25 protein-coding genes and 3 pseudogenes are annotated in these 25,699 nt (G+C 53.1%); 23 read left to right on the top strand and 5 right to left on the bottom strand.

Going from position 1 to position 25,699, the window contains the following annotated elements; genetic code table 11:
- Nucleotides 1-23: 23 nt before the first annotated feature.
- The 22 genes and pseudogenes from tssI to AC0JZ1_RS20115 all read left to right on the top strand — a co-directional run bounded on the left by tssI (nucleotide 24) and on the right by AC0JZ1_RS20115 (nucleotide 20,156).
- The gene (gene tssI / locus AC0JZ1_RS20220; protein WP_471884244.1) at nucleotides 24-2,138 is read left to right on the top strand and encodes a type VI secretion system tip protein TssI/VgrG; all 2,115 of its coding nucleotides are present in this window, start codon (nucleotides 24-26) and stop codon (nucleotides 2,136-2,138) included.
- 5 nt (nucleotides 2,139-2,143) lie between these two features.
- On the top strand, nucleotides 2,144-3,418 hold the full coding sequence (locus AC0JZ1_RS20215) for a hypothetical protein (protein WP_471884243.1): 1,275 nt from the start codon (nucleotides 2,144-2,146) through the stop codon (nucleotides 3,416-3,418).
- A 122-nt stretch (nucleotides 3,419-3,540) separates the two neighbouring features.
- The gene (locus AC0JZ1_RS20210) at nucleotides 3,541-4,593 is read left to right on the top strand and encodes a hypothetical protein (protein WP_471884242.1); all 1,053 of its coding nucleotides are present in this window, start codon (nucleotides 3,541-3,543) and stop codon (nucleotides 4,591-4,593) included.
- Nucleotides 4,594-4,964: 371 nt separating this feature from the next.
- Nucleotides 4,965-5,408, top strand: coding sequence for a hypothetical protein (locus AC0JZ1_RS20205; protein ID WP_471884241.1), 444 nt, complete (start codon nucleotides 4,965-4,967; stop codon nucleotides 5,406-5,408).
- Nucleotides 5,409-5,425: 17 nt separating this feature from the next.
- Nucleotides 5,426-6,523 (top strand): DUF2169 family type VI secretion system accessory protein, encoded by a 1,098-nt coding sequence (locus tag AC0JZ1_RS20200; protein WP_471884240.1) that lies wholly within the window; start codon nucleotides 5,426-5,428, stop codon nucleotides 6,521-6,523.
- 2 nt (nucleotides 6,524-6,525) lie between these two features.
- Nucleotides 6,526-7,635, top strand: a complete 1,110-nt coding sequence (locus AC0JZ1_RS20195) for a DUF4150 domain-containing protein (RefSeq protein WP_471884239.1) — start codon at nucleotides 6,526-6,528, stop codon at nucleotides 7,633-7,635.
- A gap of 21 nt (nucleotides 7,636-7,656) precedes the next feature.
- The gene (locus AC0JZ1_RS20190) at nucleotides 7,657-8,589 is read left to right on the top strand and encodes a hypothetical protein (protein WP_471884238.1); all 933 of its coding nucleotides are present in this window, start codon (nucleotides 7,657-7,659) and stop codon (nucleotides 8,587-8,589) included.
- 21 nt (nucleotides 8,590-8,610) lie between these two features.
- A complete protein-coding gene (locus AC0JZ1_RS20185) occupies nucleotides 8,611-9,477 on the top strand; it encodes a hypothetical protein (protein ID WP_471884237.1) in 867 nt (288 codons plus the stop codon).
- Between the two features lie 5 nt (nucleotides 9,478-9,482).
- Nucleotides 9,483-10,595, top strand: coding sequence for a hypothetical protein (locus AC0JZ1_RS20180; RefSeq protein WP_471884236.1), 1,113 nt, complete (start codon nucleotides 9,483-9,485; stop codon nucleotides 10,593-10,595).
- 178 nt (nucleotides 10,596-10,773) lie between these two features.
- Entirely contained in the window at nucleotides 10,774-11,403 is a 630-nt protein-coding gene (locus AC0JZ1_RS20175) for a hypothetical protein (protein ID WP_471884235.1), read from the top strand.
- 119 nt (nucleotides 11,404-11,522) lie between these two features.
- On the top strand, nucleotides 11,523-11,738 hold the full coding sequence (locus AC0JZ1_RS20170) for a hypothetical protein (RefSeq protein ID WP_471884234.1): 216 nt from the start codon (nucleotides 11,523-11,525) through the stop codon (nucleotides 11,736-11,738).
- Between the two features lie 276 nt (nucleotides 11,739-12,014).
- Nucleotides 12,015-12,236, top strand: coding sequence for a hypothetical protein (locus AC0JZ1_RS20165; protein ID WP_471884233.1), 222 nt, complete (start codon nucleotides 12,015-12,017; stop codon nucleotides 12,234-12,236).
- Between the two features lie 305 nt (nucleotides 12,237-12,541).
- Nucleotides 12,542-12,715, top strand: a complete 174-nt coding sequence (locus AC0JZ1_RS20160) for a NucA/NucB deoxyribonuclease domain-containing protein (RefSeq protein WP_471884232.1) — start codon at nucleotides 12,542-12,544, stop codon at nucleotides 12,713-12,715.
- 1 nt (nucleotide 12,716) lies between these two features.
- The gene (comJ, locus tag AC0JZ1_RS20155) at nucleotides 12,717-13,190 is read left to right on the top strand and encodes a competence protein ComJ (protein ID WP_471884231.1); all 474 of its coding nucleotides are present in this window, start codon (nucleotides 12,717-12,719) and stop codon (nucleotides 13,188-13,190) included.
- Nucleotides 13,191-13,197: 7 nt separating this feature from the next.
- A pseudogene (locus AC0JZ1_RS20150) lies at nucleotides 13,198-13,483 on the top strand (PAAR domain-containing protein).
- 47 nt (nucleotides 13,484-13,530) lie between these two features.
- Nucleotides 13,531-13,892, top strand: a pseudogene (locus tag AC0JZ1_RS20145) (bacteriophage T4 gp5 trimerisation domain-containing protein); the annotation flags it as partial.
- A 163-nt stretch (nucleotides 13,893-14,055) separates the two neighbouring features.
- Nucleotides 14,056-14,427 carry a hypothetical protein gene (locus AC0JZ1_RS20140; RefSeq protein WP_471884230.1) on the top strand — a complete coding sequence of 124 codons (372 nt, stop codon included), beginning with the start codon at nucleotides 14,056-14,058 and terminating at the stop codon, nucleotides 14,425-14,427.
- Nucleotides 14,428-15,263: 836 nt separating this feature from the next.
- Complete coding sequence (locus tag AC0JZ1_RS20135; RefSeq protein ID WP_471884229.1) at nucleotides 15,264-16,373, top strand: hypothetical protein; 1,110 nt, start codon at nucleotides 15,264-15,266, stop codon at nucleotides 16,371-16,373.
- A 65-nt stretch (nucleotides 16,374-16,438) separates the two neighbouring features.
- On the top strand, nucleotides 16,439-17,110 hold the full coding sequence (locus AC0JZ1_RS20130) for a hypothetical protein (protein WP_471884228.1): 672 nt from the start codon (nucleotides 16,439-16,441) through the stop codon (nucleotides 17,108-17,110).
- Between the two features lie 221 nt (nucleotides 17,111-17,331).
- A complete protein-coding gene (locus tag AC0JZ1_RS20125; protein ID WP_471884227.1) occupies nucleotides 17,332-18,474 on the top strand; it encodes a hypothetical protein in 1,143 nt (380 codons plus the stop codon).
- A 66-nt stretch (nucleotides 18,475-18,540) separates the two neighbouring features.
- The gene (locus tag AC0JZ1_RS20120) at nucleotides 18,541-19,320 is read left to right on the top strand and encodes a GAD-like domain-containing protein (protein ID WP_471884226.1); all 780 of its coding nucleotides are present in this window, start codon (nucleotides 18,541-18,543) and stop codon (nucleotides 19,318-19,320) included.
- Nucleotides 19,321-19,437: 117 nt separating this feature from the next.
- Nucleotides 19,438-20,156: pseudogene (locus tag AC0JZ1_RS20115) on the top strand (IS6 family transposase).
- Between the two features lie 255 nt (nucleotides 20,157-20,411).
- On the opposite strand, the gene AC0JZ1_RS20110 reads toward AC0JZ1_RS20115, so the two are convergent.
- From AC0JZ1_RS20110 to AC0JZ1_RS20100, 3 genes are all read right to left on the bottom strand, one after another.
- Nucleotides 20,412-21,545, bottom strand: coding sequence for a hypothetical protein (locus tag AC0JZ1_RS20110; RefSeq protein ID WP_471884225.1), 1,134 nt, complete (start codon nucleotides 21,543-21,545; stop codon nucleotides 20,412-20,414).
- A 61-nt stretch (nucleotides 21,546-21,606) separates the two neighbouring features.
- Nucleotides 21,607-22,821 (bottom strand): NO-inducible flavohemoprotein, encoded by a 1,215-nt coding sequence (gene hmpA / locus AC0JZ1_RS20105; protein WP_471884224.1) that lies wholly within the window; start codon nucleotides 22,819-22,821, stop codon nucleotides 21,607-21,609.
- 155 nt (nucleotides 22,822-22,976) lie between these two features.
- Nucleotides 22,977-23,483 carry a group III truncated hemoglobin gene (locus tag AC0JZ1_RS20100; RefSeq protein ID WP_471884223.1) on the bottom strand — a complete coding sequence of 169 codons (507 nt, stop codon included), beginning with the start codon at nucleotides 23,481-23,483 and terminating at the stop codon, nucleotides 22,977-22,979.
- A gap of 61 nt (nucleotides 23,484-23,544) precedes the next feature.
- Here AC0JZ1_RS20100 and AC0JZ1_RS20095 point away from each other — a divergent pair, with 61 nt between their 5' ends.
- The gene (locus AC0JZ1_RS20095; RefSeq protein WP_471884222.1) at nucleotides 23,545-24,051 is read left to right on the top strand and encodes an Rrf2 family transcriptional regulator; all 507 of its coding nucleotides are present in this window, start codon (nucleotides 23,545-23,547) and stop codon (nucleotides 24,049-24,051) included.
- Here AC0JZ1_RS20095 and AC0JZ1_RS20090 read toward each other — a convergent pair.
- Nucleotides 23,964-24,704 (bottom strand): MOSC domain-containing protein, encoded by a 741-nt coding sequence (locus AC0JZ1_RS20090; protein ID WP_471884221.1) that lies wholly within the window; start codon nucleotides 24,702-24,704, stop codon nucleotides 23,964-23,966. The two genes, AC0JZ1_RS20095 and AC0JZ1_RS20090, sit on opposite strands and share 88 nt — an antisense overlap.
- Nucleotides 24,701-25,552 carry a class I SAM-dependent methyltransferase gene (locus tag AC0JZ1_RS20085; RefSeq protein WP_471884220.1) on the bottom strand — a complete coding sequence of 284 codons (852 nt, stop codon included), beginning with the start codon at nucleotides 25,550-25,552 and terminating at the stop codon, nucleotides 24,701-24,703. The genes AC0JZ1_RS20090 and AC0JZ1_RS20085 overlap by 4 nt, the downstream gene beginning before the upstream one ends.
- Between the last annotated feature and the right edge of the window lie 147 nt (nucleotides 25,553-25,699).

Genomic DNA, 25,699 nt, shown 5'->3' with positions numbered 1-25,699 from the left:
ACCATGATTTGCGAGGTCATTGCATGAACGACCAGCCTTCATCCGCAGACTTCATCCAGGCAAGCCGTGTATTGACGATTGTCTCGCCGCTGGGTGAGGATCAGCTCTTGCCCGAGCGGGTGGTGATCGAGGAAGGCGTCAATCGTCTGTTCGAGATCAAGCTCTCCGCCCGTTCCAAGAAGCCGCAGGTGAAGCCTGAAGAACTGATCGGCAAGCTGGTCGACGTATCGCTGGAGATTACTCAAGGAGATGGCGAGGAAGGCTCTGCCATTCGCCGCCCATTCAACGGTCTGGTGACGTCCTTGAACGAAGGCCCGCCAATCACCCGCGGGCTTCGCGCCTATTCCATGGTGTTGCGCCCGCAGATGTGGTTGTTGTCACGCCGCTCCGACTGCCGCATCTGGATGGACAAGACATCGCTGGAGGTGCTGGAGACGCTGTTTTCCGAGCATGGCATTCCAGCCCCCGATACGTCCGGCGTCATCTCACCCGTGCCACCGCAGCACTATAGCGTGCAGTTCAACGAAGATGATCTCTCCTATCTGACACGGCGGCTGGAAGAGGACGGCCTCTTCTACTGGTTCAGCCATGAAGACGGTCGCCACAAGCTGCATGTGGCCGATAGCGCGTCCGGCTGGCTCTCCCCCTCCCCGTCAGCACAAGACGAAGGCAAGGTGCGGCTGGCGCAAGGCTCCTCGGATCGCAACCATATCAACGAATGGCAGCGTCACTTCTCCTACGTATCCGGCAAGCGCACCGGCGGTGACTGGAATTTTGAGACACCCTCCATGGTGCCAAGGGCCGAGACGCCTTCGCTTATCCAGATGCCGGATGCGATCAAACGCGAGCTTTACGAATATCCATCCCGCATCTCTTCGGTCGCAGAGGCGGAGCGTGCGCAAAAACTGCGGGTACAGGCAACGGAAGCAGACCATGAGCGTGTGCATGGTGGCTCCACCTCCCGTATTCTGGAAGCAGGCCGCAGGTTCACCCCTTACGAGGTTGCCCATCCCGATCATCAGTATGAAGAGCATGTGATCGTCTCGATCCGCCATGAGGTGGTGGATCGCTCCTATGAGACCTCCACCGACACACCGGAATACGAGAACACCTTCGAGGCCCTGCCCGCCCGCGTTCCCCTCACCCCGCATCGTGAGACCAGACGTCCCCGGATCGAAGGCACGCAGGTAGCGATTGTCGCAGGTCCCGAAGGCGAAGAGATCCATCCGGATCAATACGGCCGCATCAAGCTATGGTTCCCCTGGGACCGCAAGGCCAAGAAAGACGGCTCCGACACCTGCTGGGTGCGCGTGGCGCAAAGCTGGGGCGGCGGCACCTGGGGTGCGCAGGTCATCCCGCGCATCGGCATGGAGGTGATGGTTGCATTCGTCGATGGCGATCCGGATCGCCCCCTCGTCATCGGTGTCGTGCCGAACCCCACAAATGCCGTGCCCTATGATTTGCCGGCCAACAAGACGCGCATGGTGCTTCGCTCCAACACCCACAAGGGCCAAGGATTCAACGAGATCAGCTTCGAGGATGAGGCAGGCAAGGAACAGCTCTTTTTGCATGCCCAAAAGGATCACGACATACACGTTCTCAACGATACAAGAGAGCGGGTCGAGCGTGACCGCCACCAACATGTCGCGAACGACAAGACCGGCTTTGTAGGCGGCGATTACGAGCAGGTGGTGACTGGTAATGTCTCCATTGCAGTGGGTCAAAACAAGCTGACGGAATATCTGCTATCGCGGACCTTGAATGTGTTCGGCAATTTCTCCGATTTCATGGAAAAAATGCGCATTCCTGACCCCTTTAATTTTGCCAAGGGAAACTATCAAATATTTGTCGAAAAAAGCAAATCCGAGATTGTGTTGGCAGGCTCCTCGGAAGTCGTGGGGGTCGCTAAGTCGACAGTGGTTGGCAACCTTCATCAAACTACCGTGGGCAAAAAGATGAGTGTCATCGTCCGAGGTCGCTCGGATGAAGACGTAGGACGCATTAAGAACATCAATGTCGGAGAGCAGTTTACCATCCGCGTTGGCAAAAACGTTATGATATCGATGTCGAAGGAGGGTGATATGGTCATCCAGGCCAAGCGGATTCGCTTCAAGGCCGACCGCATAGACGAGAACTGATCATCATGGACGAGGGACAGCAGAAAAAGGCCGTCAATAATGGCACAGATCTCGGCGAGCCAACTTGGCGTGTGCCGATGCTGCCACCTGCCCAGCAACGGGATTGGCTTCGGGAAGAATGGCTGCGGAGACTGCATTGGAAAGACATTGATGCATCCACTGCCGGTGATGGTGGCCTGTCCAGTTTATGGCTGACGCAGTCCCTAACCCGCACCGAAGGCATTTCACCGTGGACGCCAGTTACCGCCGCATCTCAGGGCAATCTCGGTCAACTTCTGGGCAAGCCTGTAGTGACCGACGAAATGACGGTTCAACTATCCCAGCCGGGCCAGACTGATCAGTCGCTGCTCACCTCTGGCAACGAGGCGAAGCAGGCCGCTCAAGAGGGCGAAAAACGTCCGCCCAACCTCACGATCAAGAGCGAAGCTGCGGGGGCGCAACAGCCGGATGAGGAAGAAGCGAAAAGCGCTTGGAAGTTCGGGGCAGAAACCGAAGTAAAAAGCGAACTTAACCAACCCAAGGTGAAATTCGGTGGTGATAGCGGCCGAACTATGCGACAGGCTGCATCCGAATCTCTCAGTCAAAGCGCCAAAAAGTTCGAAAGTAAGTATCCCAAGATCGACGAAATTGGCGTCAACGGGGAATTTAGCGCTTGGGACAAAAGTGGAGAATACAAGAAGATAGAGGACAAGACCGGTCCCGCCACCGGGAATCTACGCGTGTTCTACGGCGACACGAAAGGCACCGCAAAAGGGTCTATTTCAAGGGCTGGGGCGAAGGGCGAGGCAAGTGCTGGCGGCGAAATCGGTATGCTTAAGGCAGAAGGCAATCTCGGCGATAGAAAGAGCTTGCTCGCGGGCAAGGCGGAAGGCCGTATCGCATCAGCAGAGGCCAAAGCCAAGGTAGAAGGCGAAATCAAGTTCAAGGAAGTAGAAGCTACGGCCTCCGGCTCTCTCGGGGCGTCAGCGGTACTAATGGAGGGCGAAGTCGGCGGCGAGATCCGCATAACACCTAGACGCGTCTGGAATGGTATTGTGGTCAGCGGCGTAAATACTGCGGCGAGTTGGTTCGGTTATGGCCAGCAGCTTGACAATATTGACGGCTGGGATTGGGGAATAATGCTCGGCGGATCCGTCGGAGGGACGGTTGGTTTGTCGGCTGAGGCGGAAGCTTCAGGAGGAATCTCCAAGAAAAATAGGAAAGCAGGGGTCGAGGCGGGTGTCAAATTTGCTCCCGGTCTCGGCGGATCTGTCAAAGGAAAGGCTGGACTTGTATGGTGATGTCGCCGCGTCGATTGGCAATGGGATGCCTGCTTGCGCTCGTTGTTGTTCTCCCGTTGTACGACTACGCGGATGCCGGACAGGCAAGACCACAGCAACAGCAAGATGAAAGGACAAAAAGCTTGAACGATCAAGAGGCAAAACAGCTTGGTTATGTCAGGCTGCCCTTGGATTTAGGTGGCGGCATCAAAGTTTCGTTCTTGGCAAAAGCGAATTCTCTGACAACGCAGTTGGCAAAAGCCGATGCGATCCAGGCGCCTGGCCGCGCCGAACTCGCAAAAGTGTTTGTCCCGGATGATCGAGATCACTTCGAGGTTACGATCTCGGTTCTGAGGCCAGGCTTTGCTGCAGAGGCGCCGTCTACTAGCGAACAATTGCTGATGGAAAATGGTTACGACATTCATGATGACGACCACGGCTCTCTCACCTCTGCCGACGCTCGAGGCGAAACGCGAGACGGCAGCAAGGTGCAGAAGGTAGCCCGCTCTCTTTGCCAGGTTCGCCATGATAATGTCGTTTGCTTTTTCATGGAGGGCGATGCCGAACACGGCTCTGCATTCGCCGATCAGGCGACTATTCTGGCGAAATCCCTGCAATTCGATGCAGGACCGGAGGAAGGATTTGCGTCGAGTCAAATAAAACGGCTGGATCTTTCGCTAGGAAGTAAGGGTAAACTACCCTTGGACTATCCATCTGCGTTTTCCATAACCTCCAACGAGTTCCGAGGCGATTTGCCAGGAACGCTGCAGCTGCAGCAGGGGGCTGACGACAATCCAATGTCGGTCATCATGATTGCGGTCTCTGCCGGAGCGCCTCCTCCCAATGCGGATGCGGTCGATTCAGTCGCGGACCAACTGGTTGGGGGCTGGCTAGATCAAAATGAGAAGCTCTTTGCCAATCCAATGCTCGCTACGAAAGGCGATCTTGCCGGTTTGGAAAACGGGGCCATCGGTAGAACCTATGCCTACGTCGTTGACAAGCGAGCCGGTGAAAGTGGGCAGGCGCAAATCCGCCTCAGCCTTTTTGCTGTGAACGGCCTTCGATATTCTGTGTTGATGGTGACGCACTATTCTCCGGAAGTAGATGAAACCGGCCCGTTCTTCGTCCGGCTCGGCGGCGTGACTGGCTACGATTTGGTGATGCGTTCTATCCTTAATAGGCTTCAGGCGAACTAACACTCAGATGCAAAGTAGAGAAACGAGGAGCGCCGATCCTCATTGCTACAGTGCGTCAGGGGCATTGCCTGAATTTGGAGAGATACTCATGACTGCCATGGCCGAGAAACAGATATCAACCTGCCGTATCATTCTTGCTCTCACTCTTGATCTCATCACTGCTTCGTCGCGCTGGGTTTCCTCATCGATGCAATTTTTGGGGCAAAACCAATACAGGTTTCCAGCCCGAAGGCGACCCGGCCTTCCTCCCGTTCGCAGCGCTCATCGCCTACTTAGTCGCGTTCCATCGTTTCTTCAGCAGTACGATTTGGAAACATATCTTACGAGCTAAACGATAACTATCCTTGCTGAACCAGTGGAGTGATCCGATCATGAAACAAGACATTGCTACGCAGCTTGAGAGTCATTCCAATCCGCTCGCTACAACGGCGACCACACCGCAGCTCGGCCTTCATTTGATTACCGCGGTATCTCCTGACGGTGTTCCAACGATCGCTGGCGTAGATCCGACCCATGTCATGACGAGCCATTCTTTTGGGCAGGATTCCATTGGATGTCTGGCGATCGGGATGAAACTGACTACGGGCGCAATGGTTCTGATCGGTCACGTTTCCTTTGATGCTGTTGCCCGTGCGTTTTCGCGGGCAACTGAGAGCGTCACACCCGCTATCGCTCAGGAACCTCTTTCACTCAAATGCGGCCGCTCCGAACTGCGGCTTCATCCTGATGGGAGGGTCCGGATTGTGGGCGATGACATTTCTATCGAAGCGTACGGGCGTATGGCTCTGAGGGGCGCCGTCGTCGATCTCAACTGAACGTCGGAAGACGCGCCATGTGGACACTTATAAACCGTACGCCATTCGCCACCTTTTCCGGTTTTGACCGCGACAAACAGGGCCGCAGCTATTGGCTGGTGTGGGCAAAGGCAACGTTTCGCACGCGTAATCAACAAACATGTCTGTTCGAACGAAGACAGATCGATCTTTTCCGTAGTCCTCTCTTTCGCGCCGAAGTTGGCAGTAGCGATTTGGTAGCCGATATCGATATTGGCCTCCCCAAGATAAAAGCAGATGTTCTGTTGACTGGTCATGCCTATCGACCGACCTCAATTCTCAGAGATGAGCCCTTCGAGGTTTCAGCCTCAATCGGAGCTTGGTACAAATCTTTGTCCGTTTATCCATCCATGAGATGGTCTGACAGATTAAAAGCGGAGCTGACGGCGGACGATGACGCACCAGTCTTCCTGGGGTTCAGCAATGCTTATGGTGGTGCGGATGAAGAGAGCGAACCAGACCGCCCCTCACGGATGTTTTCCAACAATCCCTTAGGCCTAGGTTACGCCACATCGGAAGCAGGCGCAAAAGGCAAGGCATTGCCGCGGCTTTATGCAACCGGCGCAAAACCGATTTCAAGATGGAATGAAACGGCAGAACCCATAGCATTTTCCTCAATCCCAAAATCCTGGCCGCAGCGTGCGCAATATTCCGGAACCTACGACCAAAACTGGATGCGAAAGAAATCGCCGCTTCTGCCCGATGACCTGCAGGAAGAGTATTGGCAGAGCGTGCCTGCGGATCAGCAACTGGATCAAGCGCCAGCAAAGGGTACGATCATTACCCTGACGAACATGATGCCGGCCGACGATATTGCATCCCATGGGCCCTTTACGACCGAGTTGCCAACCCTGCAATTTGAACTGATGACGCGCTTCAAAGGTCGATGGCAGGAAACGCCTATGGATCTTCAGACCATTCATCTCTTACCGGATGCGGGGTTTGTAACCCTCGCCTATTGCGGAGCGATGCCGCTTTTGAGCGCGGCGAACGACGTACTGGTTGATCGCAGTGAATTGGCCTTGCGCGGCCACTCTGGTTTTCGCGTGCTGCCCGAAGATGCCGATTGCTTTAACGGAATTGGCATGGAGGTTTGACGATGCCCAATACGGTTTCTGCCAATGGCTTGACAATATCGCATAAGGGAACAGGGGGTTATGAAAAGAACTCGACGCCGGATGTCTGCTTAACCCCTTCCGGCCCGGTGCCCGTGCCCTATTCAATCATATCGTTTTCGCGTGACCTCATCCGTGGTTCGCGCACAGTCTTTGCCGATGGTGGCAACTCGATCGCGATTAAAGGCTCGGCTCATACACCGGGTTATGGGGACGAACCTGGCACTTCCAAAGGCGTGATGTCAGGCACAAACCTGCACGAGTCCACCTGGATCACCTATTCTCCCAACGTCTATGTAGAAGGTCAGAACATCTGCCGCCTGTCGGATAAGCTGTTCATGAACAACAAGAACTGCATCTCCGGTGCTGGCGGCCATTACGAGCCCCCTGCCCAACTCGAGGAGTTGGTGAAGGAACTCTGTAAGATTTTTTGTCAGGTTCGCGATGAATGGCACGAGTGCAAGAAAAAAGGCGGCAATTGCAAGCGTCCGTCTACCTTAGCCAAAGAGAGGACATCCGCCGCGCTTCGAAAGTCAGACAGTAGCCTGTCGAAAGCAATCGCAAGAAAATTTCCCGGCGCTGTAGGGCATGCCGAAAAAACCTTCTTTGGTTCTGCTGACAAAATTTTCGATGGGGCGAGAAAAATCTACGATCAGTCTGCAATGAAGGCTGCGATCAAACGGCAAATCGACAAACTGGTAAAGCGAAAAATTGTCCAGAAGGGTATCAAAATGGCCGGTAAGGCCTGGATGAAACTCGTACCCGGCCTCAACGTTCTATCTACGATAGTCGATGCCGCTGACCTCGCCTACACCGGCTATGAAATCTACGATATGATCCAGCAGTCGCAAACAGTCATGGACAAGGCCATCAAAGTCGTGCCTGACGTAGGCATACAGGGCAAGGACGGCGATCTAATTGATGTCTACGACTATAAGTTTGATGATCCTGACACAGGTTACCAGGATGATTGGCAACGGAAGCAAGAGCAAGAAAAAGCCTACCGCCGTGCTTCGGGCAAATCCCCCCAAAAAATCGATAACGACACCTGCCGATGCGATAAAAAGGGCGGGCTAGTTGTACCTTCCAGCTAGTAAACTTATTTGGAGTGCTCAATGCCTGATTTCATTCTCTATGATGGAGATCAGATTGCCGTGCCTGCCTTTCGCATCTTCGCGGTCGTTGATGGTGACATGCATGGCGAGCGCGATCGACAAATTCTGACTTCGATCTATGCGAAGTTCGAGGCGCTTTTTGGTGCAAGTGCCAATGTCACTTCCTACAATTTCCCGGGATATACAGGTAAGATTCGTTGGGCTAACCCCAAGATCCTGGAGGACGGACGTTCATTTTTTCAGCGCGAGACCGCCCAATATGGCCAAGGCATCAGGCGCTACGGTTACGCTCTCGCTAATTTCAAAGAACCAGCACTTCCGTTCTTTGGCATTGAACAAAGCAACTATTTCAATTTTCTTGAGATCGCTCTCCCAGAAGATGCTAGCTCGACGTTAGATTTCGCAAATTTTGTGACAGAGCGTCTCCTGAACGTGCCAGTGATCTGCGGGGTAATGGGGATGGGTTTCTTCCTGCCTCCTTATAAAAGTAGCTTGAAGTTCATGCTCGGTGGCGCAATCGCCCGCTATAAAGCCGCAATTGAGACCTCGCCTCATATGATTGACGAAGGAATCCGCCGAGAAGGATCAGCCTACCGCTGGAAACCTGGCGAGCAGCCGGGTATCGCGGATATAGGCTGGCGCACGTTCATTGGTTCAGAGTTCTGGGATCGGCTTGCAGAACCGGCTGAACTCCTCAAAACGCCTAGGGTCACGATAGAAAAATCCGACAGTGTTTTATGCATAACCGCTGGCGAACAGCCGATTTGGGGCGATGTCAATAAGGGTGAAGACATCAGCGCCTATAAAGCCGTCGCCCGGTATCTCGCGCCTGTTCGCATTCCCGAAGGTTGCATGAAAGCCTTCGGTTTTGGCGGCGGCCTTACACCGGACCACGCCGACAAGGTCGAGGCGTATCTCACACGTTTCGATTGATTTCATATATTGAGGGTCTTCATGTCCAACGCCATTCACGAAGTAATAGAGGTTCAATCGGGTTCCCTGCCGCTCTATCTCCGATCTCTCAAAATTGAGGTGTATTATCGTGCTGGAATGTTCCCGAGCAGTGAGCGGCAAGAGACCATTGAAGAGGCTTTTGCAGAACTGCAAAAGGCCATCCAATTAGGCTTTTTCTGTTGGGATTGTTACCCCACCCGTGAAGCTGCTAAAATATTCCTTGAGTGGAAGCCCGATGACCGTATGACGGTCCATCTTTCATGTGACGGCGTGCATTATAATGCACTGGTGGCCAGTGTGCGTTTGATCATTAATCTCCACCACACCAATCGCGAGACCTATGAATCTCTAAAAGCCTTGCTCGGAGACGGTATAGAGGCACTACCAAAGCCCACCACATTCCTTGAAAATGTTGCATCTTTGGTCATAGCCGAACTTACTCCTCTGGATCAGCGCGTGGTGGCTACGAAAGATGTGCTCAACTACGTTGAAGAGGCGATCATTGTTCCTGAGCATGCATCTCTGCAGGGCGCAGTGAATGATGATTTTGCAGACCCTGACGGTATGGAATTGGAAAGGTTGATCATCACATCGCCAACCGATGCAGCATTTCCGCCCAAGCACCTTAAAAGAATAGAGGACTATTTTCTCCGATTGACTGATAGCGGTGTCTTTACATCCATAGATAAACTCGATCGACGGCTTCGTGATGAAGAGGCCGAGATATCCAAACGCAAACGTGGCGAAGTTACCCAACTGCTTTTCGGTGATTTTCAGCAGCAAAAATATGGCGTAGTGGAATTTTTAAACGTCGTGTCCGGTGGTGATAATGGCCGTCTCGTCGTCTGTGATGAAAGTGACAGTTGACACCCATGCTGACGCTGCTCGAATACGGTCTCACCACAGCTTTCGCTGCAGGTTTCGATGCGACCGAAGCTGCTTTGGAAGACGAGAAATCGGCTCTCTTTCGGTATGAAACGTTCATTGGGAGCGATTTTCAGCCGCAGCTCTGCGCCTTCAGAGAAAAAGACGGTATCGGGGAATTCGCACAGCGTCTGCGTGAGTTGTTGCGAGAGGCAACCGCCGATCTGATAGCGCGCTGGATTGCTCGTGACGCCTCTTTGTTTGAACTGCGTGGGCGAAGTGCAAAGTTGATCCTTATCCTGCCCGAAATAGATGATGCAAGTGGGCTTGATAGGGCTTCACTTGCAGTTGTTGGTCGTGATCTGATTGATGAGCTGCAAAACAATATATCCAGCAGCCTCGGCCTCAACATTTCGGGCACGGTTATGCGGGCAGCCGGCCACGCCGGTGTCGGATCTGCCATTGCAGATTATTTGATCCAGGCACCATCTGAGCGCTCCGAACTTGTTATGGTCGCAGCAGTAGACAGCTACAGTGACCGACTGCGGCTCAATTGCCTTAATGATCAAAAGCGGCTTTTCACCCAGCAAAACCAATTCGGTTTTATTCCAGGGGAAGCAGCTGGCATAATACTATTTACAAGACAAACCGACGTGATCTCATCGTTGAGGTTACTCGGAGCGGGACATGAAGTGGAACCGGTCAAGGAATATCAAGAGGCTGACAGTGTCTTCACTGCCCTCAGCGAAGCCGCGTTTATGGCCGCTGAAAGTGCTTGGCAGGCACGCAGAGAAAGAGCGATTAGTGGCTGGATTGCAGACTGGAATAACAGCCGTTACCGTGCCACTGAGCTGTCTTTCGCTATCCACCGATTGAATCCTACCTGCTTGCAGAGCGACCTGTCGCCTGTGTATCCAGCCATGCAGTTCGGCGATATTGGTGCTGCTTATGGATGCCTTGCAATAATACTATCGTGCTCAGCACGATGGTCCTTTGTGACGCTCGGGAGAGAAAAAGCAGTGGCCGATGCAGATCAAGAGAGATTCTTTCTGGTGTCATCCAGCAGCATGCTAAGCGGCTTGCGATCGGCGATTGTCTTGTCAGTACGCCTAGTCTCTTGAATATCTGGGCATATAGGGGTTCCGCGGGAATTCCTGCCCAGTTGGATGACACCGAGGCACATGACGGTAAAGTAGTTGAAGGCTTCTTGGTTTAGCTTCCAATAACCCGGGCTCCTCCTTGTGAGATATAAGTGACACCAGGCATGAGCGTCATCCCAACGTCCAGCAGATAGAGACAATGAATTTGGAACGTCATGAAAGATGGGAAGATAAATTTCTGGAGGGTGATCATTCTGATGATGATTGGTTTTTGTCGCAGGTGCAAAGGGATGTTCGGATTCATGGCATGCCTCTTTGGTTCAGTGCAGCATCGACCATTGAGGCCTTTTCATTTCTTCGGGACAAGGGAATAGACCTTACCGAGCAAGACGATACGCGTTCGACCGTTCTCATGGAGCCGGAAAAGCCATTTGACATCGAAGTCTTTCGATGGCTCGCAGACGAATTCTCCCGCAAAGACGCCATAGATATAGCGGAGGAAGAAGGCTTCACTGCGCTATCTACCAAGATAAAGTTCGGAGAACTGGAGAAGGCTCGGATCCTGTTAGAAAAGGGAGCGTCAGTGACGACTTTTGCTACTGTCGCTCGCTATGGAGGTGCGAAGATAACAATTGCTCATCAAGCTATTAATTGCATCCCGAAAGGTAGCTACTCTCAAGAAGACACCGCGCTTGAGGCGCTTAAGCTTCTCGTAGAGTTTGGATATTCACCTGACCGAGATCATTCTGGCCACCTCTTAGACGCGGTGCCTGAAACGAAACCTAGATTGCGCACTTGGATTGATAACAACCTTGTCAAACGCAGCTAACCGTTCGTTTATGAGCATACCGGTATACTAATCAGATAATCGGTTCACTACCGTCCTGGAAGGCTTGTCGTGCCTTCGTAAGATGGCCAAACCTTCCACGTCATTTGTGAGAGGTTGAGATGGCGGATTACACTGCTCTGAAGCCGATCATTCTGGAGAGTGATCTGCCTGTCTTTGCCGCGCTGGATGGCGCACAATTCGACGACCTCCCGAACGCGTTGTTCGAAGGTGACTTTGTCCACCGCCCGCTCTACCTTGACCGAGGTAACGGAACATCTGACCAGTTAAGAACTGCGCCGCAGCTGGTCTGGCTGGATCGCGACGGCGACGGATAACCTATCTTCAGGAGACCTGCCCAGCAGAAACCCAGGGCGCATCTCGGCAAGCGTTGGAAGAGCACATCCGCATCAGTGAAGAGACAGGCAAGCAACTCGGGCTCGTGTCGGAAGGCGCTCACTGCAGATGGGCGTTTATGATGTGCAAGACGAATGGACGCGTTTTCCAATCTAAAGAAGCGCTCAACTTCATCTCTCGCAAAGGCGGAAGTCTTGACCAGCAGGTAAAGCAGTTCATGTCGGATGCAATCAACTGGATGCAACCGAGGCACGGGAATGAGCGGTTTTTTTGAGGCGCTGTTCAGTGGAGGTGGCGCGATATTGGGTGGCGTTGGAGGGGGCGTTGCCGGTGCGGCGGGAGGTGCAGTTGTCGAAGGTGCAGTCGGCGCTGCCATCGGCGGTGCGGGTGGCGCGGTGTTTGCAGGTGCTGGGGCGTTGCCGGGAGCTGCTGCCGGCGCCACAATCGGTGGAGGGTACGGGCTACTGTCGGCGGGATAGCGGGCGCAACAGCCGGCGCGGCTACCGGATGGACTCGGGGAAGCGCGGCGGGCGCCAACATTGATAAGCACATTTCGGACTGGTGGATCGCTGACAAAGCGGCAGACAACGCCGATGCAAAGGCAGAAACAGAGAGTTGCAAGGACTGCCCATGCTGTCTTAACGTTCTGATATCAAGAGGTGCTTCACCTCAAGCCGCTCAGCACATTGTTGATGCTCAGGCAGCAGAGCACCCTAGTATCCTGACGCTAGATCGGCCTGGAACTGATTCTAGAAGAGCCGCGTCACTGCGCGGTGTTCCAACAATGCCAAAAATGGATAGGGATGAGTATCCACCTGCAACTTTCGCAGAAGGTGGTGCCGGTTCAAGTGTACGCCATATACCAAGAAGTGATGATAGAAGCGCGCGTGGCCAGTTGGGAGCTCAGCTGAACGGCGTGCCAGAAGGTTGCAAGATAACTATCAGGGTAGGACCATAAGATGTTAGCAGAATTTCCGATCACTATTCTCTACACACAGGTTGTTGTCCATCTTCCCGATACTCCTCGTCCTGGCCTACTTTGGGATGATGATCATGTTGCCCAAGGTTTCGCTTGGTCAGAGGGGATAGTTAGTTTCGGCGTACCTGACCACGACGGGCAGTGCCTATTGAAAATTGAAGTTTATGAAAACACAAACGTGTCCGAAGCGTCTCTGTGGGCAGTTCAAACGCCATTTGAAGTTGCTTCTTCCCCAGTCAAAATCGGCACAATAGGAAACATGAAAAATGTAGACGTTCCCATTGATAAGTATAATTTAGTATTTGAAGCCTTTCCAAGTGTATCGGATGATGACTACGCATTTACTTTAAACCTGAGGTTCGTTCCAACCAATACGCCAGAATTTAAAATTTTGAAGGCTGGCGATGAATTGACGACAGACAAAGTTTTGAGACGTGATGCTGAGCGAGGGTGAAAGACTGATGACGCGCGTCGTATCGTTGAAAGGTCACATGCACGTCTGCCCTGGTTGATCCCGGTCCGAAGCCTCACGTAGGAGGCCCAGTTGTGTCGACGCAGCAGAGTTTTGTGACAGTTGAAGGTGTTCCGATTGCAACGGTGGGAGACAGTCTTCTTTGCACCGGTGTCCCAACCACTTCGGATCGTATAACCGGAGGCTCGGCCATTGCAAAGATAGAGGGCAAGGCAGTAGCGCGGCTAGGCGATCCTTGTGCTCACGGCGGCTCGCTCGTTCAGGGCGTGCCTTGAATCACCTGCGAGTAATTCGGCATTAATCAGCGTATTAGCCGCCGGCTGACGGCTCTGACACCTGCTCGATTCGCGTGACGCAAAGCTGGGGCGGCGGCACCTGGGGTGCGCAGGTGACCCGCGCATAGGCATGGAGGCGATGGTCGCCTTTGTCGATGGCGACCCAGACCGTCCGCTGGTCATCGGTGTCGTGCCAAACCCCACAAATGCCGTGCCCTATGATTTGCCGGCCCATAAGACCAAAAGTGTGTTTCGAACCAACACTCATAAGGACGTCGGTTTCAACGAACTTACTTTTGAAGATGAGGTAGGTCGCGAAACCATTTATCTGCATGCACAGAAAGACGTCGTCCGAGAAATCGAGAACGATGATGACTCATTCATCGGTCGCAACAGGACAACTTTTGTAAAGGCGCTGAAACGAACCAGATTGAGAAAGATCAGGATCCTTTTTGTCATCCGCCGATCTGACGGTGACGAACGTCGCTGTACTAGTGGGTTGTGCACTTTTGTTTTTCGTCGGGTTCTATCTGCATTTTAAGAATATACGGCAATAGAAAGGCGGTGTCGGTATGAAGAAGCTGGTAGTTTTCTTTATTCTCATTACTATCAGCTGGCCAGCTTTCGCTGCCAACCGCCCTTTGCTTTGCGACGGTATGTCTGGCGACGACTTAGTAAGCTGCGAGGCTGCGTTGGAGCTTTTGGTTCGAGGCGGTCCTGACAGCTCTGGAGCTATCCAAGCAGCAGCGAATTCGGGGAAATGGGTATTCCAATATCAGAACGCAGACGCTGAGCCACACTGTGCAATCTGCACCAATCGCCTGATCTTGGCCTCGAACAGGCAGACCCGTCTCGTCTACACATCGAACGACCAGATGATCGATTTAGATATTGCTGAGCTGGGTATTCGTAAGACCGCTTTTCGGGCCGTGTCAGCGAATTGATGATTAACGGAGTGCAGCTCGCCGCCAAGGCCAATTCCCATTTACCGGCGGACATCCGCGGGGCCGGGAGTGCTGGCATCCGCGTAGATGTCCTGAAGCCTGACGCTTACAGCGTTTGGGAAAAGGGCTTTACACAGGGATGCGGTTCGCATCGAAAATAGAGGAGTTGCCGTGCCACAAGCCAATAGCAAAGGTGACATTGGTTCTGGCCGTAGCTGTCACTTTCCGCCGGGGCCCTGTCACGACGGGAGCCCGAACGTGCACGCCAACAATCGTCCGTTGATGCGGGTGGGCGATGCTTATGTACCGTACGGTTGCCCTACATTCCGGAAATCGGAGCGCCCATGCCACTTGGCTGCTGGTTCGGCAACCGTACTCACCAATTGCAAGCCGGCGACGGAGGTCAAGGCAGGCGGCGGTCTTTCTGGAATGTCCTATCAGGCTGGAAACGTCTTAGTGCATACCTATAACGACCTGGCGGACTAGGCCGATTGGGATGCGCGACGGCAGGAAACCGACAATTCCTGGTTCTGGTGGATCTCCCTGGAGCTCGGTGGCCAGGCGAGTGGTGGAGCAAGTGCCGCAATCGAGGGCGAGACCGGCCCGCTCAATGATGACAGATGGGCATCCGAACAAAGGCCAAGGCAGCTGTAGGCGTCGGCGGCGGACTGAATTTGGGAATAGGTCTGCAAAGACCTTCCTCAGAATAGAGGTAGACAATGCGCATAATTCAGAGTTTTGACCCCGAAATATCAACGAAATTTCGCCTTGGGTTGTATCTAAAGACAATAGCGGGAGCATCCCTGATGCTCTTAAGTGTAATGACTGAGGTTTCCATGGCTGAGACGCATACAGCAGAGCGCATTTTCGCGACTAGCGACCAGGCTGCGGCTGGCTCCTTGCGCAAGAAGATCGACCTCGGTGAAACCGGTTTCGGTTTTACGACCATCCTGGATGACAAGATGGAGATTTGGATCGATCCTGCAGTGAATGACAAGCAGGGCGTGATCGCAAAGATCTACGAGCCGGAAAATCGGGACAAGCTGATGATCGACGTGCATCGGCTGCGCTTTCCCTCCTTCGCTGAGGCCCAGGTGACCGGTTACGGATTTCTGGCGCTGAACGGCTATAACCGCATTATTCAAGATAAGGCGAAGGGTAACACAGTGTTCGGCTATCTTGCCGGCAGCGAATTTTATGATGCAAAAGGTTATTCGCGGATGGCCCGCGCCGCAGTCGTAACCCATGGGCGGGACGTACTGATCGTGATGGCGCAGTTCGATTACGCCGATTATCCTGAGTTAGAAGACACGCTTGCGAGGTTCTTCGGCGGTATCAAGATGGATGAAGCATCGTCGGCCTTAGAGAGCCTAGCTGAAAAGAAGACTGAGCACGGTGAGAGATTCCTTTATCCGCGCGACTGGCAGTTGAATAAACTGGACGATACCGATCGGCCGGCGGGAAGTGCCGATTACTCAATGGCGATTGAGCGTAACGAATACCCCAATGTTCTCTTGCTTATCCGTCAGGGAACATTGGAAGAAGCGCGCAAGGTCGGCGCTAAGATGATTTCGGAATTCACCGATCAAGTTGAGAAAAGCGGCAAGGTTTCATTTGCTGGCGGTCCCACCATGGAAACATTCAAGAACGAGAGCGGAGAGGTAATTGCGCATTCCTACGCGCGGGGATGGGATACGGCGGGCGGGGAACCCTTCGTCAGTGAATTCTACGTGCAGAAGAACGCCGCCCCGTCAACAACCTCCATTGTTGGCCTGAATTCTCTGGATGTCAGGCGCCGGATCGACACCTTTGACGAAGAGGCACGGCAGACGCTTTTCGAAGGGTGGGTGACAGGCGTCTCAGCCTACTCTCTCGTCAAGATGTCACTGACGCATGACAAGGAGGCGATATCAAGGGAGTTGGATCTGCGAGCTGTGGGACGTTGATCCGGCACACCAGTTTACTTCGACGTGCATAACTATCCTTGCTTAATCAGCGGAGTGATCCGATCATGAAACAAGACATTGCTACGCAGCTTGAGAGTCATTCCAATCCGCTCGCTACCACGGCGACCACACCGCAGCTCGGCCTTCATTTGATTGTCGCGGTATCTCCTGACGGTGTTCCAACGATCGCTGGCGTCGATCCGATCCATGTCATGACGAGCCATTCTTTTGGGCAGGATTCCATTGGATGTCTGGCGATCGGGATGAAACTGACTACGGGCGCAATGCTTCTGATCGGTCACGTTTCCTTTGATGCTGTTACCCGTGCGTTTTCGCAGGCAACTGAGAGCGTCACACTCGCTATCGCTCAGGAACGGGAATATCTTGAAGCATCGCTAAAAATTGAGAAGGCGAAGAAGCTGCAGTTGGCACTGGCCAATGGCGTGAGGGTCGACACAGATAATAAAGATGAATGGCACTGCGTTGTCGGTCCCTACAAATATGTGAACATGATTTGCCCGGGCGAGGCCCATCATATTATTTCAGATATGGTCTATCGGCTTGGAATTGCTCCTGCTAACGCAGCAGAAAAAGATTCAAATGCAAACCGCATTCCCAATTCTCCTACATATAATCAGGGTCAGGCTATTTGTCTGACAAAGGCTATGCACCGCACAGATGATGATGCTGTGCATAAATCGTTGAATCCGGCCCTGGATACTTTGGGACAGCAATAGCCCGCAAGGCACCGCCCCGCTGGGCAAGATTAAGGGACGAGGCTCATAAGGCGCTTGATAAAGTTCGAGATCTTCCGGAAAAATGGCAAAAGATGCCGCTGACGCGCAAGTGAATGTTAAGTCCAGACAGCCGGGTCAATCAACCATCACCCCCCAAAGCTGCCGGGAGGACAGCGTGTAATTGATGTTCTGAAGGCAGGAAGCTACTGAAGCGAGGAAATATGAAGTCTTATGATCCCCTCCGGCTGGACAGAGCCGTAGCACTCACCAAAGACATATTTTGTATTGTGCTGAGCGGCAAAGATGCTGATGACCTATATTCTTACATCCTGACTTATGAGAGCCAGCTGGAACAGCCATGGAGCCGCTCAGACGTGCCGCGCAAGATTGATGGGTTGGCTGGACAAATTGGCAAGGATGGTCGGCCGATCATCTACGCCCTCAGTGACGAAGGCGACCTATACACTCTGCCAATGGGACATGACTCCTCTTACAGGAAGATCGAGGGAGCCGGCGTTTATTCGGAAGACGCTACCGGCCTTGGATATGTGAATTCGATGACGCTGATTGGCCAGACCCTGTTCGTCACGGGTTACCATTCACAGCTCTACCGCATTAATGAAGCGGGGAGTGAATGGTTTGTTAGAGATCAGCTACCGCAGCCTCCTGAGACCTATGACTATCTCGCATTTGGCAAAATTGCCGGAACAGGGGAAAACGACCTCTACTTGGCAGTCTCGTATCATCCCACGAGCACGAATAGGCCTTTGACTGAGCAGGAGGAAAACCTAGCACGCGAACTGTTCAGGCAGGGCAGAAATGATGAAGCACTTGCTATTCATCACGCTGCAGAAGGCCCTTCTCGTGTTATTGAAGGCCGCCTCTATCACTGGAATGGGGCGGAGTGGCTTGAGATCTTCAAGCCACGGTCCGGAAAATATTATCCTGAACCAGCAACCTTAAATGACATCTTTGTTGAGAGCAAAGACAAGATCTGGGCCGTGGGCGATAACGGTGTGATCTTGGTCGGCAATGCAGAACATGGATTTGAGGATGTATCGTTCAAAGGCAACAGCGAAGGTTTGATTTCGATCACCAGGTTCAGAGACAAGATGGTCATCGCGTCTGATTATGCGCTGCATTGGTTCGACGGCCATATGCTATCGCCGCTAAAGCCTGTTCTTGATCCCAATATCAACAGGAACGTGCCGAACCCGGTGAAAGTTCAGACGGTAGACGACACTTTGTTCTACTTTGATTCCAAGCATGGTGTTCACACCTTTGATGGGGAGCGCTGGACCCAGCTTGAAATTCCCCCGGAGCTATTGGAGCGGGAGTTCAGAGGTCTTTCCAGACTGAAATAAATTTGCGCTGCCGAAAGCTGTCGAACTTCAGTCTAAAGCAGCAACAACTCAATGGTAGACGCCCTAATGAGTGACAAGGTCGAATTTACATATGAGCAACTTCATGACGTTCCGCTCACGGATCGTGAACGACCGTTTCACGATATTGCCGATATTTTGGGACCTATGACACATGTGACCCCCGTTACTGAGGCTGAGGTTGAGAAATACCGGGGTCGGCTACCTGACGGGATGATCCAGTTCTGGCTGGAGCATGGGCGCGGTGCGCTGTTAAAGGGCTTCATGTGGATTTGCGATCCTGATCTTCTTCGCCCGGTACTGAAGGCCGCATTCGAGGGTGACCCCGAATTCTCCGCTGACGATTTCGATTGTTGCGCCTATTTCTATGATGGTCAGATAATGGCTTGGAGCCAGAAATACCATCTGACGAATATAGATCTTGCCGCCTTCGAACGAACAGTTTCCGTTGAGGGTGAGGGGCCAATTCGCGACGGCGAAGGGAGAGAAATGAGCCCGGATCTTGCCCTTGGTCACGCAATTCGCGTCAAGGGCTATAGTCTCAGCCGAGACATGCATGACGAATACTCTGACTATAAGCTGTTTTCATCCGCATCTAATCGGCTTGGTTTGCTCGAACCGGGAGAAATCTTCGGCTTCTTCCCATCCCGACAAATGGGCGGAGAGGGCTACCCGGAGGACATGCGGAAGGTCGGACTGGTCAAACATCTGCTGTTCCATCTGCATTTCGGCCCGGCGACTTTGATCGACTGGCAGAAGGACCCCAACAACCCCGACATTCCATTGCGTCGCCCTGTTCCTGTCCGTGAGTTGGGGCGTCAACGATAGCTAAGAAGCAGTTACCTGATAGAACTCAGCTCACCTGCGTCGTAAGACACGGCACGGTATTGTCACGTTAACCGGGCTGCGGTTGCCTGGCTGACGGGTTGGGCGTAAATTTCGGCGATGCAGACACGAGATATCAGCTTCAAGCGTCACCGTTTTCCGCCACAGTTCGTGGCTCGCGCGGTCTGGCTTTATCTGCGGTTTAACCTTAGTCTGCGTGAAGTTAAGGAAATGCTGCTCGAGCGTGGAATCGACATATCCTATGAGACAGTCCGCCGCTGGATCGCCAAGTTCGGACCCCAGATCGCACGCAACTTGCGGCGGCATGCGCGCCCCGGCGATATTTGGTACCTGGACGAAGTTGTCGTGAAATGCGCTGGAGAGAAATTCTGGCTCTGGCGTGCGGTCGATCAGCATGGCACCGTTCTCGAAGAGACATTGCAGAACCGGCGTGATGAAAGGGCGGCAAAGCGCCTGCTGGTGGCGCTAATGAAGCGCTATGGCTTTGCTCCCAAACGGATCATCACCGATAGCTCCGCTCCTACGGTGCAGCAAAGGCGGAGGTGGCACTCGGCCTTGACCATTGATCGCACAAGGGCCTCAATAATCGAGCCGAGAACAGCCATCTGCCGTTTCGAAAATGGGAACGAACCATGCGAGGCCACCGGTCACCAGGCACGTTGCAACGGTTCGTCTCCATGCACTACTCAGCGACCCGCAATTGCTTTTCAGTTCCGCCGCGTCGCCGCGCCGCGCAAACAATTCGCTACCATCGGCTCGAAGCGTTCGATGCATGGAAAATTGTGGCCGGTGTCGCCCGAATATCCATGAGCCGCTGACCTTTCCAGCCAGACAAACTTAACGTGACTACACCAAAATTTGAGCGAGGTGCTGCCCTTGCGGCAGGTTCAAGCGAGATGTTCAGTACGGCGCAACATATCAAGAGCTTACTTGCCAACTGGTTCGATGGACGTGATCAAAAAGCAGAAGCGCAACTCCAATCCCGTTACTTAAGCAGCCATTCGCTACGCGGGTCGCGGGTCACGTCTACTCAAATGCCTGCCTTAATGAAAAGGCCTTGCTTACATATCATATTAATGATGATCAGGTGCTTCTTCTGTTGGCCCACCCGGTCCATGCGGATGCTCTGCGCTGTAAGAGTGAGTTGTCTTGGGTTCAATGGTTACCGGAATAACTCCGTTTACTCCGTAAAATGCCAGATGCAGTCCCCAGTAAGCGGTGCAGAAAACGAACAAGGCACCAGATAATCCCAGTGGCACATTGCTAAGCTTACGTTTGAATTTCGTCATAAGGTCGAGGCCGGAACTTTGTTCAGCAGCAACAGCAATCAAGATTGCCATGATAAGACCGTGACCGATCAAATCGATCCGGCCAAAGGGCCAAACTGCCGCTGTAAAGATCACGAGCAAAGCAATTGCCGAAAGCCTACGGATCAAAGGTGTCCACAGGAGACCGAAGCCAAGGGTAAATTCCGTGACGCCCGCCATTGGAATGAATACATCTCTTGGCATTCCAAAGGTGAGGAATGGCTTTTCCAAAACAAGAGGATAGAACCAGCTGGGGAATGCGAACTTCTCAAGGCTTGACCACATTAGCGCCACGGCAAGTCCCCATCGCAATGCCTCGAAGCGGCGGGCACGCAGTGCTTCGTTTTTTTGTGGTTCGAGGATCAGGTATGCGGCAACGCCCAAACCCAAAGCAAGATAGTCGAACAGATGGAACAGCTCGTAATCTCGTAGGGCAAACAGCCACAACGCAATAATGCCAATGCCTGCCAACGGCATCGTCGCCCGCCAGAAAATGCAACACGCTATGACAAGCTGCAACCATGACACCCATTCGTTCGGGGTCTTAAGATCAGGCGTAAGGTAGACGTTGCCAACGGCAAATATAGCGATAAAGAATGCGGCTATGATCGACCGGATATAGTCGTCTTGCCGCAGCCACACCGGGCGCGTTGCGCGATTGAGCGCAACGATTGCTATCTCGCCCCACTTACCCTTCTCAACCACGCGCGTAAGAAGAAAAAAGGCGATCACGAGACCGATACCGATCCAAAACCATATATTGCCGAGCGTTTCTGACACGGGTTCCGGTGGAGCTCCAACAATGTAAGGCGCAAACCACTTGACGTGTGCAAATGCGGTTGCGGGTAAAAGTACAAGCGGTATCGTTAAACCAGTGGCGCGTTTGAGGGTGTCAAACATGGCAGTTTCTTTCGTTGCGTATAGTCGGGCGGGCTTTTCTCCGCCCTCGTTCGTCTGGGGCTTAAGCCGCAAGAAGTTCGTCAGACGGTCCGAAGAATTCAAAATGGATCCGTTCTGCATCCACCCCGGCCTTCCAAAGGCCTGTCACGAGTGACTTGAGAAAGGGCTTGGGACCACACAGGTAGAAATCGCCTGTCGCGAACGGCGTGTTGTGCTTTAACCAGTCGACGCTAATAAAACCGTCGTAGTCATGCGTCAGGCCGGCTGCATCAGTAGAAGCGGGCTCGCTGTAGAAGGTGGCAACAGAAATACGCCCGTGGTTCCTTGCAATGGCTCTTACATGGCGATCCATTGCATGGGTGGAGCTGTTTAAAGCTGCATGCACGTAATGCGCCTGTACTTCAGGATAGTTGGCGCCGATCGTCTCAATCATGCTAACCATCGGAGTAAGCCCGACGCCCGCGGAAAGAAGTACGACCGGTCGAACGGGTTCGTCAGGAAGGAAAAAGTCGCCTGCTGGGGGCGTCACTTCAAACGTGGCGCCGACTTGGGCAGAGTCATGCAAAAAGCGTGATCCGCCTGCTCCACTTGCCTCCCGTTTGACTGAGATGCGGTAGTGACTATCGTTCGGCGAACTGGAGATTGAATAATTCCGTTTGACGCTTGAGCCATCGGGTAGAGCCAAGTTCAACGTCAGATATTGCCCCGGCTTATGTCTTATGACGCGACCGCCGTCTGCAGGCTTGAGGATAAAGGTCGTAATGACGCTGCTTTCTTGGGTTTTTTCAGCGATAACGAAAGGACGCCAACCCTTCCATCCTCCAGCTTCCGCTTCAAGCGTCTCTCGAATGTCAGCTTCGCGCGCCATCAAAAGATTGGCGAGAAACCAATAGGCTTCACCCCAAGCCTGTAGAAGTTCTGGCGTTGCGGCATCACCCAAAACATCTTTGATCGCGTCAAGCAGTGCCTTGGCAACATAAGGATAATGCTCGGGCAGGATGTGATAGCCGATGTGCTTATGAGCGATCCGCTCGACCACCGGGACAACAGGCGTCAGATTATCAATATTCTGAGCATAGGCCAGGATTGCCGCCGCCAGCGCATGAACCTGCGATCCGCCCTCACCCTGATTGGAGTGATTGAATAACGCCTTTATATGCTCATTCTGGAAAAGGCGGGCATACATTGCCGTAGTGATGGCTGTTCCGTGCACCGCAAGCGCCGGCACACTGCTTTTGACAAGCAGGATCGTAGATTCACTGAGAGATGTAGTCATGGGAAAGTTCCTTGATGTTGGGTACTCAAAAATGCTCGGCTGTCGCGGTCGAGACATTCAAGATGAAAGCGAACGGGATGGAGCCCCGCCAGACAGAGCGCGGATCTGGAGCCCACTGTGAATTGGGCGTATCTTCATCGCAATTCGATCGCCGTTCATGTGAAGCATGACCCCGAGCTGCTTTGGGCCTGTTCTCCACCTTTTTCAGAGATTGGAACCGGCACCGCGTCGATTTCACCTAAGCTTTTCTGCCGCAATCGACCGTCATCTTCCGGCCGCCGCGCAACTATAACTGCCTCGGGCCCATGCATCGCCGTGTTAAGCCTCTCCGCAATCCGCGCGGCTTTGGTCTGCATTTCCCAGGCGACGTCAGCTGACACCAGTTCATTGGTCGTCTCCTCCCAAAGCTTGAGCCAGCGCGTAAACATATGCGGCTGGATCCGATGGGCATGGATGAGATGCATGGCAACAGGATTGCCCTTATATCGCCCGGTGGTCAGCATGAGTGATGACCAAAAATCCTCGAGCCGTTGGAGATGTTCGCTCCAGTCCTTCACCGTATCGTTAAACAGGGGTCCGAGTTCGATATCTCGCCGTGCTCTCGCATAAAAGCGATACAGCACCAGCATAATGTCTTCTTGCCTGAGAGTGACTTCGCCCATAACCCACCTAAAGATGCATTTCATTTGCATCTATTATTGATCCGAAAAAGATGCTATGTAAATGCATGTTTTCATTCGTTGCCATTTTGTCGCAGGAGCGGCTATGAAACTTTCCATTTACAGCGATTACGCGATGCGAGTCATGATTCACCTTGCAGCGAAAGATGATCGGCTAGCATCGATCCGCCAGGTTGCCAGTATCTACGACATCTCGGAAAACCACCTCATGAAGGTCGTTCAAGACCTCGCAGGTGCAGGCTTCATACAAGCGATCCGAGGACGCAACGGCGGTATTCGTCTGGCAAAGCCTGCGGATCAGATCAACCTTGGATCCATTTTGAGGCATACCGAAAAGCTGACAGATCTCTTTGTTTGTGACGGTTGCATAATCGCTCCTGCTTGTGGGTTGCCAAATGTATTGCGGGAAGCAACAGCCGCATTCGTAGCCGTCTTCGATCGCTACACTCTTGCTGATGTAGCTCAGAAGAAGTCGGATTTGGCTGCTCTGCTCTCGATCATATCTGCGTCAGACCCCTCGCCTAAACGGCGCGACCAATCCTCAACCTGACCGGTTTCCAGCCTTCGCAACGCGTATCGTCGCCAGCTCTCAGCCAATGGCGAAAGGTTGGCAATGCCTTCAAGCTCTCTGTGATCCAGTGTGTTTACATAGAAGGCATGCCATATCCGGGAGAGTGTCCAGTCGGCTTGCTTTCGATCTGTCAGCACGAGCTTGTCTTCTGGCCGGACAGCGCCAGTCTCCAGCACACGATAGTACCAGCCCGTGCGACCTGTTCGCTGAACTTGCCTGGCCATAGCTGTAAGGCCGAAGCGGGCGTTAAGACGCCAACAGGGTTGCCGCCCCTGACTAACCTCGATTAACGCATTTCCAAGTCTGAATATGTCGCCGATGGCAACAGTCTCTTCTGTTAAACCAATCGTCGCCAGATTTTCACCGAAGGCGCCGGGCTTCTCCAGTAGTGGATGACTGCCAAGCTCACTTCGCCAAGCAGCATAATGGTCAAACGGATAATGATGCACCGCCTTCTCTGGTCCGCCATGTTTAGACGTATCCCCTTGCCGATCGCCTTCAAAACCGCCCGGCGACAGGTTAATTTCTTGACCGACAGGGGTTTTCTCTATGCCGCTCACTACCCCCCCGAGACCAAGCTGTGACAGGCCACCAATCTGCAAGGCAAGGAGGTTAAAATTTCTCTCGATCAAAGAACTGAGCTCTGATGAAGCGTTGCGTCAGCTTTCGTTCCGACCGCAATCAGAACTCTGGACGGGAGCCGAAGTTTACCGTCTACGGCTTTGGATTGACTGAGACGAACCACTTCTTCATCAACCAGTAGCTTATCTTCAGGAGAAAGCATGACATAAGGCGGCATGTAGCTATGTAGCGCGCGCAACTGTTCCAGATATGCCTCCCCCGCTGGCCCTTCCCAGTAACATTCGATCTCCTCTACAGACACATCCTGAAATCCAGCCGCTTCCATTTCGGCAATCAGATGATCTGGCTCACTAAGACGAACAAAAGCTTCCGGCTTGAACGCAGGCGGACGGTTTGGCAGCGCCCTACCAATGGATGCAGCCATAATTTGGAACGGTCCTCCGCCGGACGGATCGCGCCAAGTCACCACACAACCTCTTCCGCCCGGTCGCGTAACACGGCACTGTTCGGTTAAGCCTTTCCGCCAGTCCGTAAAAACTATCACGCCAAAGATCGAAAAAGTCAGATCAAAGGCTCCATCGGGAAAATCCATACGAGCCCCGTCCATCTCCAAAGCTTCCGCATTTGGAAATGACCCAATTTTACTCGCCAAACGCCTGACCATGCCCGGTGCAATATCAATAGCCGTGACATTGGCACCCATCTCAGCGGCAGGAATGGTCAAAGCGCCGGTTCCGGCAGCGATGTCCAGTATGCGGTGGCCAGGTTCAATATTACCGGTGTACTTCAATGCAGCGCGTGAAGCCTGACCGGTAATTCTCTCGCCGGTTTCCTCGTAGACACGGGCGAATGCGTCGGTCATGAAGGGATTAACGGGCTGCGATGAAGCATCTTTCATATTTAAATCCTTTTATGCGTGGATATTGTATCTAGATGCTCCCCGGACCTTCACACAGGGCCGGACAGTTTTTCAGGGCTAGGCCACTGACCTGCGCAAGATTGGCTCTAGACAGTCGACGTCACTTCCAGTCGCGGCATCCTGCGA

Source organism: Affinirhizobium capsici, from assembly GCF_977018625.1.
This window is presented reverse-complemented; position numbering and strand designations above follow the sequence as displayed.

What these genes read in the sequence shown, in the direction of transcription:
- AC0JZ1_RS20205 (WP_471884241.1), top strand. Translation starts at nt 4,965, where the DNA reads ATGAAACAAGACATTGCTACGCAGCTTGAGAGTCATTCCAATCCGCTC.
- AC0JZ1_RS20215 (WP_471884243.1), top strand. Translation starts at nt 2,144, where the DNA reads ATGGACGAGGGACAGCAGAAAAAGGCCGTCAATAATGGCACAGATCTC.
- AC0JZ1_RS20165 (WP_471884233.1), top strand. Translation starts at nt 12,015, where the DNA reads ATGAGCGGTTTTTTTGAGGCGCTGTTCAGTGGAGGTGGCGCGATATTG.
- AC0JZ1_RS20135 (WP_471884229.1), top strand. Translation starts at nt 15,264, where the DNA reads ATGGCTGAGACGCATACAGCAGAGCGCATTTTCGCGACTAGCGACCAG.
- AC0JZ1_RS20175 (WP_471884235.1), top strand. Translation starts at nt 10,774, where the DNA reads ATGAATTTGGAACGTCATGAAAGATGGGAAGATAAATTTCTGGAGGGT.
- AC0JZ1_RS20110 (WP_471884225.1), bottom strand. Translation starts at nt 21,545, where the DNA reads ATGTTTGACACCCTCAAACGCGCCACTGGTTTAACGATACCGCTTGTA.
- AC0JZ1_RS20140 (WP_471884230.1), top strand. Translation starts at nt 14,056, where the DNA reads ATGAAGAAGCTGGTAGTTTTCTTTATTCTCATTACTATCAGCTGGCCA.
- AC0JZ1_RS20120 (WP_471884226.1), top strand. Translation starts at nt 18,541, where the DNA reads ATGAGTGACAAGGTCGAATTTACATATGAGCAACTTCATGACGTTCCG.
- AC0JZ1_RS20195 (WP_471884239.1), top strand. Translation starts at nt 6,526, where the DNA reads ATGCCCAATACGGTTTCTGCCAATGGCTTGACAATATCGCATAAGGGA.
- AC0JZ1_RS20160 (WP_471884232.1), top strand. Translation starts at nt 12,542, where the DNA reads ATGCCAAAAATGGATAGGGATGAGTATCCACCTGCAACTTTCGCAGAA.
- AC0JZ1_RS20180 (WP_471884236.1), top strand. Translation starts at nt 9,483, where the DNA reads ATGCTGACGCTGCTCGAATACGGTCTCACCACAGCTTTCGCTGCAGGT.
- AC0JZ1_RS20185 (WP_471884237.1), top strand. Translation starts at nt 8,611, where the DNA reads ATGTCCAACGCCATTCACGAAGTAATAGAGGTTCAATCGGGTTCCCTG.
- hmpA (WP_471884224.1), bottom strand. Translation starts at nt 22,821, where the DNA reads ATGACTACATCTCTCAGTGAATCTACGATCCTGCTTGTCAAAAGCAGT.
- AC0JZ1_RS20130 (WP_471884228.1), top strand. Translation starts at nt 16,439, where the DNA reads ATGAAACAAGACATTGCTACGCAGCTTGAGAGTCATTCCAATCCGCTC.
- AC0JZ1_RS20190 (WP_471884238.1), top strand. Translation starts at nt 7,657, where the DNA reads ATGCCTGATTTCATTCTCTATGATGGAGATCAGATTGCCGTGCCTGCC.
- tssI (WP_471884244.1), top strand. Translation starts at nt 24, where the DNA reads ATGAACGACCAGCCTTCATCCGCAGACTTCATCCAGGCAAGCCGTGTA.
- AC0JZ1_RS20100 (WP_471884223.1), bottom strand. Translation starts at nt 23,483, where the DNA reads ATGGGCGAAGTCACTCTCAGGCAAGAAGACATTATGCTGGTGCTGTAT.
- AC0JZ1_RS20125 (WP_471884227.1), top strand. Translation starts at nt 17,332, where the DNA reads ATGAAGTCTTATGATCCCCTCCGGCTGGACAGAGCCGTAGCACTCACC.
- AC0JZ1_RS20170 (WP_471884234.1), top strand. Translation starts at nt 11,523, where the DNA reads ATGGCGGATTACACTGCTCTGAAGCCGATCATTCTGGAGAGTGATCTG.
- comJ (WP_471884231.1), top strand. Translation starts at nt 12,717, where the DNA reads ATGTTAGCAGAATTTCCGATCACTATTCTCTACACACAGGTTGTTGTC.
- AC0JZ1_RS20200 (WP_471884240.1), top strand. Translation starts at nt 5,426, where the DNA reads ATGTGGACACTTATAAACCGTACGCCATTCGCCACCTTTTCCGGTTTT.
- AC0JZ1_RS20095 (WP_471884222.1), top strand. Translation starts at nt 23,545, where the DNA reads ATGCATGTTTTCATTCGTTGCCATTTTGTCGCAGGAGCGGCTATGAAA.
- AC0JZ1_RS20085 (WP_471884220.1), bottom strand. Translation starts at nt 25,552, where the DNA reads ATGAAAGATGCTTCATCGCAGCCCGTTAATCCCTTCATGACCGACGCA.